This window comes from Herbiconiux ginsengi, from assembly GCF_900107435.1.
GTDB lineage: Bacteria > Actinomycetota > Actinomycetes > Actinomycetales > Microbacteriaceae > Herbiconiux > Herbiconiux ginsengi.
In genome coordinates this window covers 260,296-276,711 of record NZ_FNPZ01000002.1, presented here as the reverse complement: position 1 = coordinate 276,711, position 16,416 = coordinate 260,296, and the positions used below count along the sequence as shown (strand labels likewise).

The following is a 16,416-nucleotide window of genomic DNA, read 5'->3' as shown; positions in this document are numbered from 1 at the left end:
CGGGTGAGCCCGAAACGAACAGCGCGATAACCCGTGCTGACGCGATCCGACCAGGAGCCGATCACAAACTGATCGAATCCTGGCCGGATCGTGAGGCTGCCGCCCCGCTAGTTGTCGAAGGTCTCCGGCTTCAGCGGGTTGTGCGCGGAACCGATGATGTGCACGCGCATGTCGTTCGTGGTGCCTGAGACTCCGGGAGGGGACCCGGAGATGACGATGACCTTGTCGCCGATCTGCGCGCGGCCGAGGCCGAGCAGCACGTCGTCGACCTGAACCATGAGCTCGTCGGTGTGCGTCACACGCGGCACGAGATAGCTCTGCACGCCCCAGCTCAGCGCCATACGGTTGCGGATGCCGGGCAACGGCGTGAAGCCGAGGATCGGGATCGTCGAGCGCAGACGTGTCATCCGGCGCACCGAATCGCCCGACTCGGTGAACACGCAGAGGAACTTGGCCCCCACGAAGTCACCGACCTCGGCGGCGGCGAGTGTCACGGCGCCGCCCTGGGTGCGGGGCTTCGTGCCGAGGGCCGGGATGCGCTCCAGGCCGTGGTCTTCGGTCGACTCGATGATGCGCGCCATGGTCTGCACGGTGATCACCGGATATTCGCCGACGCTGGTCTCGCCCGAGAGCATGACCGCGTCCGCGCCGTCGAGCACGGCATTGGCGCAGTCGGATGCCTCGGCGCGCGTGGGGCGCGGCGAGGAGATCATCGATTCGAGCACCTGGGTGGCGACGATGACCGGCTTGGCCATCCGGCGGGAGAGCTCGATCGCGCGCTTCTGCACGATCGGCACGGCCTCGAGGGGCAGTTCGACGCCGAGGTCGCCACGGGCGACCATGATGCCGTCGAAGGCGTCGATGATCTCCTCGAGGTTGTCGACCGCCTGCGGCTTCTCGATCTTGGCGATCACGGGGACCTTGCGGCCCTCCTCCGCCATGATCTCATGCACGAGATCGACGTCGGAGGCGTCGCGCACGAACGACAGCGCGATCAGGTCCGCACCGAGGCGGAGGCCCCAGCGCAGGTCGGCGATGTCCTTCTCCGACATGGCCGGAACGTTCACCGCGACACCGGGCAGGTTGATGCCCTTGTTGTTGGAGACCGCTCCGGGCACCTCCACGCGCGTGGTCACGACGGTTCCGTCGGTCTCGAGCACGCGCAGCGTCACCTTGCCGTCGTCGATCAGCAGCGGATCGCCGGGCTTGACGTCCTGGGGCAGGCCCTTGAACGTGGTGGAGGAGATCTCCTTGTTGCCGATGATGTCGTCGATGGTGATCTTGAAGATGTCACCCTCGGCGAGGTCGTAGGGACCGTTCTCGAACTTGCCGAGACGGATCTTCGGGCCCTGGAGGTCGACGAGCACCGCGACGGCGCGGCCGGAGTCGTCGGCCGCCTGTCGGACGTTGCGGTAGACCTCCTCGTGCACGTCGTAGCTGCCGTGGCTGAGGTTCATCCGCGCGACGTCGACGCCCGCATCGATGATCGCTCTGATGGTTTCATAGGTCGACGTTGCCGGACCCAGTGTTGCGACGATTTTCGCGCGTCTCATCAGTGTGTATTGCTCCGAGTTCTGCGCCGAAACGCATGGTGGTGGTGGAGGTGGTGGTTGGTGGGAGTCTCGACCGGGAGGCTATCAGATCGAGATTGCGCGGTCGGTCGGCTTCACGGGGAACGGCAGGTCGGTCTCCCCCTCGAGGTAGCGGTCGACGGCGGATGCCGCGGCGCGGCCCTCCGCGATCGCCCAGACGATGAGCGACTGGCCGCGACCGGCATCGCCGGCCACGAAGACGCCGGGCGTGGTGCTCTGGTAGTCGCCGTCGCGCTCGACGTTTCCGCGCTGGTCGAAGCGGGTGCCGAGCTGCGCGGAGATGTCGTCGGACTCGGCGCCGGTGAACCCGAGGGCCAGCAGCACCAGGTCGGCCGGGATCTCGCGCTCGGTGCCCGCCTTCGGTACCCGGCGGCCGTCGAGGAACTCCGTCTCGGCGACGCGGATGGCGCGCACCTCGCCCGACTCGTTCGAGAGGAACTCCACGGTCGAGGCGAGGTAGCTGCGCTCCCCGCCCTCCTCGTGGGCGCTCGAGACCTCGAACAGGGTCGGGAACATCGGCCAGGGCTGGTGCTCCGGGCGCTCCGCCGGCGGCTGCTTGCCGATGGCGAGGTTGGTGACCGAGAGCGCGCCCTGACGGTGCGCGGTGCCGATGCAGTCCGCGCCGGTGTCGCCACCGCCGAGAACCACCACGTGCTTGCCCTCCGCCGTGATCTGGCCGAGGATGTCGTCGCCCGCGCCGACCTTGTTCTGCTGAACGAGGTACTCCATCGCGTAGTGCACGCCGTCGAGGTCGCGGCCCGGGATGGGGAGATCGCGCGGCACGGTGGCGCCGGTGCACACGATCACGGCGTCGTAACGGGCGCGCAGGTCGTCCCAGGAGATGTCGACGCCGATCTCGATGCCGGCGCGGAAGCGGGTGCCCTCGGCCATCATCTGGGTGAGCCGGCCCTCGAGGTGCTTCTTCTCCATCTTGAAGTCCGGGATGCCGTAGCGCAGCAGGCCGCCGATGCGGTCGTCGCGCTCGTACACGGCCACGGTGTGGCCGGCCCGGGTGAGCTGCTGGGCGGCGGCGAGGCCGGCGGGGCCCGAACCGACCACGGCGATGGTCTTGCCGGTCAGGCGCTCCGGCGGGTGCGGGGTGACCCAGCCATTGGCGAAGGCCTGGTCGATGATCGACACCTCGACTTGCTTGATCGTGACCGGCGGCTGGTTGATGCCGAGCACGCACGACGACTCGCACGGCGCCGGGCAGAGCCGGCCGGTGAACTCCGGGAAGTTGTTCGTGGCATGCAGCCGCTCGATGGCCTGACGGCCCTCGTCGCGACGGGTGAGGTCGTTCCATTCCGGGATCAGGTTGCCGAGCGGGCAGCCGTGGTGGCAGAACGGGATGCCGCAGTCCATGCAGCGGCCGGCCTGCCGCCGGGTGGTCGCCGCGTCACCCTGCTCGTAGACCTCTTTCCAGTCCATGAGCCGCACGGAGACCGGCCGCCGAGGCGGCAGTTCTCGTTCTTGTACCTTCAGGAAGCCCTTGGGGTCAGCCACCTGTCACCTCCAAAATGCGTCCCCAGACGACGTCGCCGTCGGGGTCGAGTCCTTCTTCGACCGCCGTCTGCCGGGTGGCGAGAACAGCGGCGTAGTCACGTGGGAGCACCTTCACGAAGGAGGCGATCGTCGCGTCGAAATCGGCGAGCATCCGTGCCGCCAGAGGCGACCCGGTCTCGGCTTCGTGCCGCTGCAGCAGATCGCGCACGATCTCCACGTCGGCGCCACCGAGCGGCAGCAGCTGCAGCTCGCCCGAAGCCAGCGAATCGGCGTTCACGCGCTCCTCGTGCAGGTCGTAGACGTAGGCGGTTCCGCCCGACATCCCGGCGCCGAGGTTGCGCCCGGTGGAGCCGAGGATGAGTGCGAGCCCACCCGTCATGTATTCGAGCGCGTGGTCGCCCACGCCCTCCACCACCGCGGTCGCGCCGGAGTTGCGCACCAGGAATCGCTCTCCCACGATGCCGCGGAGGAACATGCTGCCCCGGGTCGCGCCGTAGCCGATGACGTTGCCGGCGATGACGTTGCGTTCGGCCGGGAACACCGAGTGCCGATCGGGCCGCAGGATGATCTGTCCGCCCGAGAGGCCCTTGCCCACGTAGTCGTTCGAGTCGCCCTCGAGACGCAGCGTGATGCCGGAGGGAAGGAAGGCGCCGAGCGACTGGCCGGCCGAGCCGAGCAGCGTGATCTGGATCGTGCCGTCGGGCAGACCCTGCTCGCCGTAGCGCTTCGTGACCTCGTGGCCGAGCATGGTGCCGACCGCGCGCTCGGTGTTGCGGATCGGCAGGGTGACGGCCACCGGTTCGGCGTGGTCGAGCGCGGCCACCGTCTCGTGGATGAGGCGCTTGTCGAAGTGCTTCTCCAGCTCGTGCTCCTGCGGGCGCCGGTTCGAACGGGGCTCCTCAGGCTCGAAGTGCGGCCCCACCAGCACGGGGCTGAGGTCGAGGCCGTCGGTCTTGAAGTGCTCGATCGCGGCGTTCACGTCGAGCAGCTCGTTGTGGCCGATGGCCTCCTCGAGGCTCCGGAAACCGAGCTCGGCCAGGTATTCGCGCACCTCTTGGGCGAGGAACTCGAAGAAGTTCACCACGAACTCGGGCTTGCCGCTGAACCGGGCGCGGAGCTCGGGGTTCTGGGTGGCGACGCCCACCGGGCAGGTGTCGAGGTGGCAGACGCGCATCAGGATGCAGCCCTCCACCACCAGCGGCGCCGTCGCGAATCCGTATTCCTCGGCGCCCAGCAGCGCACCGATCACGACGTCGCGACCGGTCTTCATCTGGCCGTCGACCTGCACCACGACGCGGTCGCGCATCCCGTTCAGCATCAGGGTCTGCTGGGTCTCGGCCAGGCCGATCTCCCAGGGCGTTCCCGCGTGCTTGAGCGAGTTGAGCGGGCTCGCGCCGGTTCCGCCGTCGTGGCCGGAGACCAGCACCACGTCGGCCAGCGCCTTCGTGACGCCCGCGGCGACCGCACCGATGCCGTTTTGCGACACCAGCTTCACGTGTACCCGCGCCTCCGGGTTGGCCCGCTTGAGGTCGAAGATGAGCTGCTTGAGGTCCTCGATCGAATAGATGTCGTGGTGCGGCGGCGGCGAGATGAGGCCGACGCCGGCGGTCGCGTGCCGCGTGCGGGCGACCCAGGGGTAGACCTTCGTGGGCGGCAGCTGACCACCCTCGCCGGGCTTCGCACCCTGCGCCATCTTGATCTGGATGTCGGTGGCGTGGGTGAGGTACATGCTGGTCACCCCGAAGCGACCGGAGGCGACCTGCTTGATCGCGCTGCGCCGCTCGGGATCGAGCAGGCGGTCGACGTCCTCGCCGCCCTCACCCGTGTTCGACTTCGCGCCGAGCCGGTTCATGGCGATCGCGAGCGTCTCGTGCGCCTCCTTGGAGATCGAGCCGTAGCTCATCGCTCCGGTGGAGAAACGCTTCACGATCGACTCGACCGACTCGACCTCGTCGAGCGGCACGGCCGGGCGCACGCCGGTGCGCAGCTTGAAGAGCCCGCGCATCGTCATGAGGTTCTCGGCCTGGTCGTCGACCAGCTTCGTGTACTCGCGGAAGATGTCGTAGCGGCGCGCGCGGGTGGCGTGCTGCAGACGGAACACCGTGTCGGGGTTGAACAGGTGCGGCGGGCCCTCGCGGCGCCACTGGTACTCGCCGCCGGTGGCCAGCGGTTCGTGCACGGTGGTCGCGCCGTCTTCGGGATAGGCAGCCGCGTGACGCGCCGCGCTCTCGCCGGCGATGACGTCGATTCCGACGCCGCCGAGCTTCGACGAGGTGCCGGTGAAGTACTCCTCCACGAACTCCGGCGCGAGGCCGACCGCTTCGAAGGTCTGAGCGCCCGCGTACGACGACACGGTGGAGATGCCCATCTTCGACATGATCTTGAGCACACCCTTGCCGAGCGCCTTGATCAGGTTCTTCACGGCCTTCTCGGGTGTGACACCGGAGATGTCGCCCGAGCGCACGAGGTTCTCGCAGGTCTCCATGGCGAGGTACGGGTTGACCGCGGAGGCGCCGTAGCCGATCAGCAGAGCCACGTGATGCACTTCGCGCACGTCACCGGCCTCGACGATCAGACCCACCTTCATCCGGGTCTGCTTGCGGATGAGGTGGTGGTGCACCCCGGCCAGCATCAGGAGCGACGGAACGGGCGCGAACTCGCGGTTGGAGTCGCGGTCGGAGAGCACGATGAACTGCGCACCGTGCTCGATCGCCTCGTCGGCCTCGGCGCACATCGCCGCGATGCGGTTCTGCATGGCCTTGGGGCCCTCGTCGACGCGGTAGAGGCCCTTGATCGTGGTGGTCAGACGGCTGCCCGACGACGGGTCGATGTGCTGGATCTTCGCCAGCTCGTCGTTGTCGATCACCGGGAAGTCGAGGATGACCTGCCGGGTGTGCTCGGGCGTGGCGTCGAGCAGGTTGCGCTCCGGGCCGAGACCGAGCCGGAGGCTCGTGACGACCTCTTCGCGGATGGAGTCCAGCGGCGGGTTCGTGACCTGGGCGAACTGCTGCGTGAAGTAGTCGAAGAGCAGGCGCGGGCGGTCGCTGAGCACCGCGATCGGCGTGTCGGACCCCATGGCGCCGAGCGGCTCTGCCGCGTTCTTCGCCATCGGGGTGAGCAGGATGCGCACCTCTTCCTCGGTGTAGCCGAAGGTGCGCTGGCGGCGGGTGACGGATGCCGGCGTGTGCACGATGTGCTCGCGCTCCGGGAGGTCGCGCAGGTTGATGCGGCCCTCGTCGAGCCACTGCCCGTAGGGCTCGGCGGCGGCGAGCTCCGCCTTGATCTCGTCGTCTTCGATCAGGCGACCGGCCGCCGTGTCGACGAGGAACATCTTGCCGGGGCGCAGGCGCCCCTTGCGCACCACGCGCGACGGCTCGACGTCGATGACGCCGATCTCGCTCGCGAGCACGACGAGGCCGTCGTCGGTGATCAGGTAGCGACCGGGGCGCAGACCGTTGCGGTCGAGCGTGGCACCGGCGAGCGTGCCGTCGGTGAAGATGAGGGCGGCCGGGCCGTCCCACGGCTCCATGAGCATCGAGTGGTACTCGTAGAAGGCGCGGCGGGCGTCTTCGAAGTCGGCCTGGTTCTCCCAGGCCTCCGGCACCATCATCATGATGGCGTGCGGCAGCGAGCGTCCGGCGAGCGTCAGCAGCTCCACGACCTCGTCGAACGACCCGGAGTCGCTGAGGCCGGGCGTGACGATCGGGTACAGAGGCGAGAGATCGCCGAGCAGCTCCGACTCGAGCTGCGACTGGCGGGCGCGCATCCAGTTGCGGTTGCCCTGAACCGTGTTGATCTCGCCGTTGTGCGCCATCATCCGCAGCGGCTGGGCGAGCGGCCACGACGGGAAGGTGTTCGTGGAGTAGCGGGAGTGCACGAGCGCGAGCTTCGACGCGAACCGCTCGTCGGAGAGATCCGGGTAGAACGGCTCGAGCTGGAGCGTCGTGACCATGCCCTTGTAGGTGATGGTGCGGCACGAGAGCGACATGAAGTACACCTGGTGCTCGAGCTCGGCGCGCTTGCGCAGGCGGAAGGCCTGGCGATCCAGCGGCAGGTCGGAGAGCGTGGCGCCCGACTCCGTGGTGCGGGTCGACTGCACGAAGAGCTGCCAGATCGCCGGCATGGCGTCACGGGCGAGGCGGCCGAGTTCGCCGGGGCGCACCGGCACCTCACGCCAGCCCAGGATGCGCAGGTCTTCTTGTTCGGCGAGGTCGCGGATGCGGTCCATCACTTCTTGACGCTCCCCCGCGTGCAGCGGGAGGAACGCGTTGCCCACGGCGTAGCGCCCCACCGGGGGCAGCTCGACGGGCGCGACCGCCCGCAGGAACGCATCCGGGATCTGGGTCAGGATGCCCGCGCCGTCACCGGTGCCGGCGTCGGATCCGATGGCGCCACGGTGCTCGAGGTTGCGCAGGGCGCCGAGCGCCGTGTCGATGATGTCGTGCCCCGCGGTTCCGCGCAGGGTGGCCACCATCGCCAGACCGCAGGCGTCTTTCTCGGAGCTCGGGTCGTACAGACCCTGAGCGGGTGGGAGCGTGCTGAAGCTGAAGCCGGGCGTGGAGCGCTGTGCGGGCTGATCGGCCATAGAGAACCGTCCTCTACGTGTTTCTTAGGGAACTGGGACGCCAATGGCCCAAGGATGTCAGTGTGTTTCCACCGGGATGCTGTCTCCCTGTGGGGGTCCGATGTGGCCGCGCAGGGTGCTGTCAGTGCGCGGACTAGGGCTTCGCTCCGACTTCACTTTTGGCGCTCGGTTCGACTACCTCGTTCTCGGAAGCCTCGGGAGCTTCCTCGCCCTCCAGCTCGTCGTCCGAATACGTGTCGGTCGATTCTACCTCAGCAGAAGACGGAACCCATTCCGCCCCCGGTCGGTAGGGGCTCGGCTCGAGCCCGGGGTGCCGCCGCGACTGCACCGCGATCAGGATGATTCCGGCCAGAACGGCGGCCCAGGCGCCCCAGACGTTGGTGCGCACGCCGAGGAAGATCTCGCTCGGATCGACCCGGATCGTCTCCAACCAGGAGCGCCCGATGCCGTACCAGACGAGGTAGAAGCCGAAGAGCTCGCCCCATTGCAGCCGGAACCGGCGCTCCAGCCAGAGCAGTAAGGCGACGCCGACGAGGTTCCAGACGATCTCGTAGAGGAAGGTGGGGTGAAAGAGCGTGCCGTCGGCGAGTCCGGTGGGGAACGCCGGATTGTCGGAGGGCACCTCGAGCCCCCAGGGCAGCGTCGTGGGCTGGCCGAAGAGCTCGGTGTTGAAGTAGTTGCCGAGCCGCCCGACGGCCTGGGCCACCAGGAGTGCGGGGGCGAGCGCATCCGCGAAGGTCCAGAAGCGGATGCCGCTCAGCCGGCATCCGATGAGCGCGCCGACGGCTCCGCCGATCAGCGAGCCGAACACCGCGATCCCGCCCTCCCAGATGTAGAGCACCCGAAGCGGGTCAGCACCGTCGTAGAAGTAGTCGCCCGGATGCGTGAGCACGTGGAACACCCGCGCTCCCACGAACCCGAGCGGCACGGCCCAGATGATGATGTCGAGCACGACGCCGGGCTCCGCGCCACGCTTCGTGAGCCGGCGCGAGGTGAGCCAGGTGGCCAGCACGATGCCCGCGATGAGGCAGAGGGCGTAGTACCGGATGGGCAGGTTCCATTGGCCGAAGAAGGTCAGGCCGATGCTCGAGAGCCACTGGGTGAGGTCGAAGGAACTCACCTCGGGGCTCGGGATGCTGAGGGGCACGAACATCCCGCTACCCTACCGGTGCGTGCCCTCGGCCAGTTCTGCCGCCAGGCGGCCCACTGCGGCGACTCCCCCGTCGGCCAGCGCCTTCACCAGCGCCGAGCCGACGATCGCGCCGTCGGCATAGCCGAGGATCTCGGCGATCTGGTCGGCCGTGGAGATGCCGATGCCCACGGCGAGGCTCTCGCCGCCCTGCTCGCGCAGGCGCGCCACCAGCGTGCGGGCCGCAGCGTCGAGGTCGGCGCGGGCGCCCGTGATGCCCATGGTGGAGACCGTGTAGACGAATCCCCGACTGTTCTCGACGGCGAGACGCAGACGCTCATCGGTCGACGTCGGCGCGGCCAGGAAGACCCGGTCGAGACCGGTACGGTCGCTGGTGGCGAGCCAATCGGCGCCGGAGTCGACGGTGAGATCGGGCGTGATGAGCCCGGCGCCGCCAGCCGAGGCCAGGTCGTCGGCGAAGCGGTCGACCCCGTACTGGAGCACGGGGTTCCAGTACGTCATCAGCAGCACCGGGGCGTCGACGCGGGAACGGATGCGCTCGACCGCGGTGAAGGCATCCGCCAGCCGGAAGCCACCCTGCAGGGAGGCGAGGGTGGCGGCCTGGATGACCGGGCCGTCCATCACCGGATCGGAGTAGGGCAAGCCGAGTTCGAGCACGTCGACCCCGTTCTCGACCAGGGCGACCGCGGCGTCGACGCTGGCGTCGAGCGACGGGAAGCCGACCGGCAGGTAGCCGACGAAGGCGCCGGCGCGCCCGGCGTTGGCGGCCGCGATGGTGCGCGCCACGGGCGACTCGGCGGCCGACGGCGTTGCGGCCGTGACGTCGTGGATCGTGTCGCTCATATCTTCGCGTTCCCCTGCTCGTCGAGCACGTCGAAGTACCGCCCCGCGGTCTCCACGTCTTTGTCTCCGCGGCCGCTCAACGACACCAGGATCGTCGCATCCGGGCCGAGCTCACGACCGAGCTCGATGGTGCCGGCGAGGGCGTGGGCCGATTCGATGGCGGGGATGATGCCCTCGGTGCCGCAGAGCAGGCGGAACGCCTGCATCGCCTGCTCATCGGTGATCGGGCGGTAGTTCGCGCGCCCGATCGACGCCAGCCAGGCGTGCTCCGGCCCGACGCCGGGGTAGTCGAGTCCCGCCGAGATCGAGTGCGAGTCGAGCGTCTGGCCGTCGGCATCCTGGAGCATGTAGCTGCGCGAGCCGTGCAGCACGCCCGGGCGACCCTTGGTGATGGTGGCGGCGTGCTTGTCGGTGTCGGCGCCGAGCCCCGCGGCCTCGTAGCCGTAGAGGCCCACCGACGTGTCGTCGAGGAAGGCGTGGAAGATGCCGATCGCGTTCGAACCGCCGCCGACGCACGCGGTGACCGCATCCGGCAGCGCGCCGGTGAGGTCGAGCATCTGCTGACGGGCCTCTTCGCCGATGATCTTGACGAAATCGCGCACCATGACAGGGAACGGATGCGGGCCCGCGACCGTGCCGAGCAGGTAGTGCGTGTTCTCGACGTTCGCCACCCAGTCGCGGAAGGCCTCGTTCAACGCGTCTTTCAGGGTTCGCGTGCCGCTCTTCACGGGAATGACCTCCGCGCCGAGCAGACGCATCCGGGCGACGTTGAGGGCTTGACGCTCGGTGTCGACCTCGCCCATGTAGACGACGCACTCCATGCCGAACAAGGCGGCGGCGGTCGCCGTGGCGACGCCGTGCTGACCGGCACCGGTCTCGGCGATGAGGCGCGACTTGCCGATGCGGCGCGCGATCAGCGCCTGGCCGAGCACGTTGTTGATCTTGTGCGAACCGGTGTGGTTGAGGTCTTCGCGCTTCAGGATGACGCGCGCACCGCCGGCGTGGCGGGCGAAGCGCGGCACCTCGGTGAGGATCGACGGCCGGCCCGTGTAGGTGCGGCCGAGGGCAGCCAGTTCTTCGTGGAACGCCGGGTCGAGCTTCGCGAGCTGGTAGGCCTCGGCGAGTTCGTCGAGAGCGGCGACGAGCGACTCCGGCATGAAACGGCCGCCGAATTCGCCGAAGAAGGGCCCGGCCTCCTCGCGGAGGGAGTGGGAGATGTCGGTCATACGGAGAGGAACTCCTTCAGTGTCGCCACCGGGTCGTCGCCCGTGACGAGGGCTTCGCCGACCAGCACCACGTCGGCGCCCGACGAACGATAGTGGTCGACGTCGCCGGCCGTCGAGACGGCGGACTCCGCCACCTTGATCGTGCCGGAAGGGATGCGATCGGCCAAGCGGCCGAAGAGATCGCGGTCGAGCTCGAACGTGCTGAGGTTGCGCGCGTTGACACCCACGAGGCGGGCCCCGAGGTCGACGGCCCGCGAGACCTCGACGGCGTCGTGCGTCTCGACCAGCGGCGTCATGCCGAGCTCGGTGATGAGCGCGTGCAGATGCGTGAGAGTCGGTTGATCGAGCGCCGCCACGATGAGGAGCACGAGGTCGGCACCCGCCGCCCGCGCCTCGAGCACCTGGTAGTCGGTGGCGATGAAGTCCTTCCGCAGCACCGGGACGTCGACGGCCGCGCGCACGGCTTCGAGGTCGGCCAGCGAGCCCTGGAACTTGCGCTGCTCGGTGAGCACGCTGATGGCGCTTGCTCCTCCGGCGGCGTAGCGCGCGGCGAGAGCGGCGGGATCGGCGATCGTGGCCAGGGCGCCACGCGAAGGGCTCGCGCGCTTGACCTCGGCGATGATCTTCACCCGGTCGGCGGGCGCGAGGAAGCTCAGAGCATCGAGCGCGGGCGGCGCGGCAAGGGCCGCAGCCTCAACCTGGTCGAGACCGCGTGACTTCTGCCGTTCCGCCGCATCCTCGAGCGCTCCGGCTACGAGATCGGCGAGCACAGGGTCAGTGCTCCTTGTGCTGCGTACGTGACCCGTTGACGCCGAAACCCGCTCGGGCGAGCACCCAGCCCAGGATGAAGCCGACGACGGCGAGCCCGGCACCGCCCCAGACGAGCCACTGGATGTCGAGCACGAAGGCGACCGTTCCGATCGCGATGCCGAGGAGCGACACGATGACGGCCGTCCATGCGGCGGGAGAGTGGCCTTCGCCTAGTTCTTCAACGTCAGAGCTCATCGATCGCTTCCTGTCTCACAAGTGGTCGTACGCCAAGAGTCTACCGGGGTCCGGCAGCGGCATCGGGATTCAGCGGGTGGGGTCGGTGCCGTGGGTCAGGCTGTCCCAGTCGTCGACCGCGGCGTCTCGCGCGGTCGTCGCAGGAGGCCTCGCGGTGGTGGGCTTGGGGGTGCCCGGCGCAGCCGCGGGCGCCCCGGCGGTCGACTCGGCGCCCGCCGCGTTCCCGGCGTCGGGCGCCTCGCGGTCAGTCTGCTCGGAATCGGTCTGTTCAACATCGGCCGGCTCGTCGTCGAAGAAGTCGGCCGGATCGGCGCTGCGCCGCCCGTCGTCGCTCTCGAAGGCCACGGCCTGGTATTTCCGGCCCGCGTTCGGCCAGCGCCGGACGGTGACGATCACGAGCAGTCCCGCGAGGATCATCAGCCCGCCGAGCAACGCGGTCACGGCGGCCCAGGGCGTGGTGGTGCTGACCGTCACGAGATCGCGCACCGACTGCGTGCCCGCCACCCCGGTGCTCGTCGTGACCACGGAAGCCCCGGCGGCGACCGGATCAGTCAACGCGCCGATGGCCGAGGCGAGCACGCTCGCCCCGAGCAGCACCTCGAGAGCGCCGAGCACGATGCGGATGACCGGGCCGGCGATGGCGAGCGCGCCCGCCAGGGCGATCCCCGCGAGGGCGAGCGCCGAGAGAGCGGGCGCGGCCACCGAGCCCGGAACGTCGAGCGTGGCCGCGCTCGTGGTGCCCGCCACGATGGTGAGCGAACCCCACGACTGCGACCAAGCCAGGAAGGTCAGTCCGCTGAGCACCAGAACAGCGAGAATGGCGAGCGACTTGACGCGCCGGCCGGAGCGCACCGAGGCATCGGCCGTCGCACCGTCACCCGCGGCGCCGCCCGTCGCATCCGCAGTCATCAGCGCACTCTCGTCATCGCGTTCGCCACCGCCACCGCACGCAACGGCGCCGCGGCCTTGTTCTGCGACTCCTCGAACTCGCTCTCCGGGTTCGAGTCGGCCACCAGTCCCCCGCCCGCCTGCACGTGCGCGACGCCGTCGCGGATGGTGGCGGTGCGGATCGCGATGGCGAGATCGGCGTCGCCTCCGAAGCCGAAGTAGCCCACGACTCCCCCGTACAGACCGCGTTGGGCCGGTTCCAGGGCGTCGATGATCTCGAGCGCGCGCGGCTTCGGCGCCCCCGACAGGGTGCCGGCCGGGAAGGTGGCGCGGAACACATCGATCGCGTCGACGCCGTCGCGCATCGTGCCTTCGACCGACGACACGATGTGCATGATGTGGCTGAACCGCTCCACGCGCATGAACTCCGTGACCTCGACCGAATCGGCCTCGCACACCTTCAGCAGGTCGTTGCGGGCGAGATCGACGAGCATCAGGTGCTCGGCCTTCTCCTTCTGGTCGCCGAGCAGCTCGTGCTCGAGATCCAGGTCTTCCTGCGGGGTCGCACCGCGGGGCTTCGAACCGGCGATCGGGTGCGTGTGCGCCCGCCCGCGCTCGACCTTCACGAGCGCCTCGGGGCTCGATCCGACGATCTCGTACGGCGTGCCGTCGGTGTCGACGAGGCTCAGCAGATACATGTAGGGGCTCGGATTGAGCGTGCGCAGCATCCGGTAGACGTCGAGCGGATGCGCGACCACGTCGAGCTCGAAGCGCTGCGAGATCACCACCTGGAAGATGTCGCCCTCGCGGATGTGCTCCTTGGCCACCTCGATCGCGGCGAGGAAATCCTCGCGATCGGTGCGGTGGCGCGGCTCCGCTCTGCGGGCGAAGTCCACGGTGGCGAGCCACGCCTCGGCGGGCTGCGCGAGCGCGTTCTGCAATTCGTCGAGTCGGGCCTGGGCCGCGTTCCAGAGCGTGTCGGCATCCGCGCCGTCGTCGGTCAGCACGTTCACGAGCAGCTGCACGGTGCTGGTGCTGTGGTCGACCACCGCGATCTCGGAGACGAACGACAGACCCTGGCTCGGCATCCGGTAATCGGCCGGCGGCCGGTTCGGCAGGCGCTCGATCTGGCGCACCGATTCCCAGCCGATGAAGCCCACGAGCCCGCCGGTGAGGGGCGGATGAGCGGCCACGGCCGGAGTTTTCCACAGATCGTAGAGCGCGCTCAGCGCCTCGAGCGGCCCTTCGGGGAGGCCGGCCGGAAAGGCGCGCTGCTCGGGCAGGCCGAGATCGAGCCAGACCGCCCGGTCATCTTTCTCCGTCAGCACCCCGAAGCTCGAGACGCCGATGAACGAGAACCTCGACCAGATGCCGCCCTGCTCCGCGGATTCGAGCAGGAAGGTGCCCGGGCGGCCGTCGGCGAGCTTGCGGTAGATGCCTACCGGTGTCTCCCCGTCGGCGAACAACTCGCGGATCACCGGGATGACCCGGTGACTCGCGTGCAGCTGCCCGAACTCGGCACGCGTGGTCGAGTTCTGAGTGGTGGAAGTCATGGTCTTACGAGTATTTCAGGTCGTGGGCGAACCGACGACCGGATCCCCGATCACCGGGTCGAGGGGGTCGACATCGAAGCAGCGGCGCGCACCCGTGTGGCAGGCGGCACCGATCTGGTCGACCTGCACGAGGAGCGTGTCGTCGTCGCAGTCGAGGGCCGCGCCCTTCACGTATTGCACGTTGCCGGAGGTGTCTCCCTTGCGCCAGAACTCCTGGCGGGAGCGCGACCAGAAGGTCACCCGCCCCTCGGTCAGCGTGCGGCGGAGGGCTTCGGCGTTCATGTAGCCGAGCATCAGCACCTCCTTGGTGTCCCACTGCTGGATGATCGCCGGCAGCAGCCCGGCATCGTCGAACGTCGCCCGCTCGATCACGGCATCCACGTCGCTCATCGCACGACCACCCCTTCTCTCCTCAGTTCGTCTTTCACGTCGCCGACCGTCATCTCGCGCAGGTGGAAGACGGATGCCGCGAGCACCGCATCCGCACCCGCCGCCACCGCCTGCCCGAAGTGCTCCACCGTGCCGGCGCCGCCCGAGGCGATCACCGGCACCGAGCTCAGTTCGCGCATGAGGGCCACGAGCTCGAGATCGAAGCCGTCTTTCGTGCCGTCGGCGTCGATCGAGTTGACGAGCAGTTCGCCGGTGCCGCGTTCGATCGCCTCGCGCGCCCAGGCGAGCGCATCGAGCTCGGTCTCGCGCCGGCCGCCGTGTGTGGTGACCACGAAGCCCGAGGGGATGCTCTCCCGCGGCTCGGTGCGCTTAACGTCGAGCGAGAGCACGAGAACCTGCGCACCGAAGCGATCGGCGATCTCGTCGAGCAGTCCGGGGCGGGCGATGGCGGCGCTGTTCACGCCCACCTTGTCGGCCCCGTGGGCGAGCAGGCGGGCCACGTCGTCGGTGGACCGCACTCCGCCACCCACCGTGAGCGGGATGAAGACCTGTTCGGCGGTCTGGCGCACCACGTCGTACATCGTGTCGCGCGCATCCACCGTGGCCGTGACGTCGAGGAAGGTGAGCTCATCGGCGCCCTGCGCGGAGTAGAGGGCCGCGAGCTCGACCGGATCGCCCGCATCGCGCAGGTTCTCGAAGTTCACACCCTTCACCACGCGGCCGCCGGCCACGTCGAGACACGGGATGACGCGTACCGCGAGCGACATCAGATTCTCGCGGCGTGGATGGGGCTGACGAGGATGGCCCGCGCGCCGACGGCGTAGAGCGCGTCCATCACGTGGTTGGTGTCGAAACGCGGCACCATCGAGCGCACCGCGACCCATTCGGGGTCGTGCAGGGGCGAGATGGTGGGCGACTCGATTCCCGGCGTGAGGGCGACGGCCTCGTCGAGGTTCGTGACCGGCACGTCGTAGTCCATCAGCACGTACTGCCGGGCCACCAGCACGCCCTGCAGGCGGCGCAGCAGGGTCTCGGCGCCGGGGTGTTCGGTGCCGGAGCTGATCAGCACGGCGGTCGATTCGAGGATGACCGGACCGAAGATCTCGAGTCCCGCTTTGCGCAGTGTGGAGCCGGTGGACACGACGTCGGCCACTGCATCCGCGACTCCCAGGCGCACGGCCGACTCGACCGCCCCGTCGAGACGGATGAGGGTGGCCGTGATGCCGTGGGTGGCGAGGAATGCGCCGACCAGGCCCGGGTAGCTCGTGGCGACACGAGCGCCCTGCAGGTCGGCCAGCTCGATCGCGGTGCCTTCGGGACGCGCGAAGCGGAAGGTCGACTCGCCGAAGTTGAGGGCTGCCGTCTCGGTGGCGGTCGACTCGGAGTCGAGCAGCAGGTCGCGGCCGGTGATGCCGACGTCGAGGGCGCCGGAGCCGACGTAGGTGGCGATGTCGCGTGGGCGGAGATAGAAGAACTCCACGTCGTTGCGCGGGTCGAGCACGACGAGTTCGCGCGGGTCTCGGCGGCCCACGTAGCCCGCCTCGGCGAGCATCTGGGCGGCGGTTTCGGACAGGGAGCCCTTGTTGGGCACCGCGATCTTGAGCATTTCGACGAACTTTCAGTGAGGGTCAGCTGGATTTCGGCCGGAGCATTCCGTGGGCTGCCGGTTCCCACTCGCGAT

The 16,416-nt window shown here is 69.1% G+C and carries 13 protein-coding genes; all 13 read right to left on the bottom strand.

All coding sequences use genetic code 11. From position 1 onward, the window contains the following. Positions 1-107: 107 nt before the first annotated feature. The 13 genes from pyk to hisG all read right to left on the bottom strand — a co-directional run bounded on the left by pyk (position 108) and on the right by hisG (position 16,341). Positions 108-1,553: a pyruvate kinase gene (gene pyk / locus BLW00_RS09590; protein WP_092552900.1), complete on the bottom strand. Its 1,446-nt coding sequence runs from the start codon at positions 1,551-1,553 to the stop codon at positions 108-110. 84 nt (positions 1,554-1,637) lie between these two features. Further along, complete coding sequence (locus tag BLW00_RS09585) at positions 1,638-3,095, bottom strand: glutamate synthase subunit beta (RefSeq protein WP_092552897.1); 1,458 nt, start codon at positions 3,093-3,095, stop codon at positions 1,638-1,640. Continuing rightward, positions 3,088-7,680, bottom strand: a complete 4,593-nt coding sequence (gene gltB / locus BLW00_RS09580) for a glutamate synthase large subunit (protein ID WP_092552894.1) — start codon at positions 7,678-7,680, stop codon at positions 3,088-3,090. Before gltB ends, BLW00_RS09585 begins: the two co-directional genes overlap by 8 nt. A gap of 133 nt (positions 7,681-7,813) precedes the next feature. Beyond that, complete coding sequence (gene lgt / locus BLW00_RS09575) at positions 7,814-8,833, bottom strand: prolipoprotein diacylglyceryl transferase (protein WP_092552891.1); 1,020 nt, start codon at positions 8,831-8,833, stop codon at positions 7,814-7,816. 9 nt (positions 8,834-8,842) lie between these two features. After that, positions 8,843-9,673: a tryptophan synthase subunit alpha gene (gene trpA / locus BLW00_RS09570; protein ID WP_092552888.1), complete on the bottom strand. Its 831-nt coding sequence runs from the start codon at positions 9,671-9,673 to the stop codon at positions 8,843-8,845. Continuing rightward, on the bottom strand, positions 9,670-10,899 hold the full coding sequence (gene trpB, locus BLW00_RS09565) for a tryptophan synthase subunit beta (RefSeq protein ID WP_092552885.1): 1,230 nt from the start codon (positions 10,897-10,899) through the stop codon (positions 9,670-9,672). Before trpB ends, trpA begins: the two co-directional genes overlap by 4 nt. Then, a complete protein-coding gene (trpC, locus tag BLW00_RS09560) occupies positions 10,896-11,669 on the bottom strand; it encodes an indole-3-glycerol phosphate synthase TrpC (protein ID WP_092552882.1) in 774 nt (257 codons plus the stop codon). The genes trpB and trpC overlap by 4 nt, the downstream gene beginning before the upstream one ends. 4 nt (positions 11,670-11,673) lie before the next feature. Further along, on the bottom strand, positions 11,674-11,904 hold the full coding sequence (locus BLW00_RS09555) for an HGxxPAAW family protein (protein WP_092552879.1): 231 nt from the start codon (positions 11,902-11,904) through the stop codon (positions 11,674-11,676). Positions 11,905-11,973: 69 nt separating this feature from the next. Further along, complete coding sequence (locus tag BLW00_RS09550; protein WP_092552876.1) at positions 11,974-12,813, bottom strand: Trp biosynthesis-associated membrane protein; 840 nt, start codon at positions 12,811-12,813, stop codon at positions 11,974-11,976. Next, positions 12,813-14,345, bottom strand: coding sequence for an anthranilate synthase component I (locus BLW00_RS09545; protein WP_092552873.1), 1,533 nt, complete (start codon positions 14,343-14,345; stop codon positions 12,813-12,815). The genes BLW00_RS09550 and BLW00_RS09545 overlap by 1 nt, the downstream gene beginning before the upstream one ends. A gap of 15 nt (positions 14,346-14,360) precedes the next feature. Next, the gene (hisI, locus tag BLW00_RS09540) at positions 14,361-14,735 is read right to left on the bottom strand and encodes a phosphoribosyl-AMP cyclohydrolase (RefSeq protein ID WP_092552870.1); all 375 of its coding nucleotides are present in this window, start codon (positions 14,733-14,735) and stop codon (positions 14,361-14,363) included. Beyond that, positions 14,732-15,502: an imidazole glycerol phosphate synthase subunit HisF gene (gene hisF / locus BLW00_RS09535; protein ID WP_092552867.1), complete on the bottom strand. Its 771-nt coding sequence runs from the start codon at positions 15,500-15,502 to the stop codon at positions 14,732-14,734. Before hisF ends, hisI begins: the two co-directional genes overlap by 4 nt. Continuing rightward, positions 15,502-16,341 (bottom strand): ATP phosphoribosyltransferase, encoded by an 840-nt coding sequence (gene hisG / locus BLW00_RS09530; RefSeq protein WP_092552864.1) that lies wholly within the window; start codon positions 16,339-16,341, stop codon positions 15,502-15,504. The genes hisF and hisG overlap by 1 nt, the downstream gene beginning before the upstream one ends. Positions 16,342-16,416: the final 75 nt, after the last annotated feature.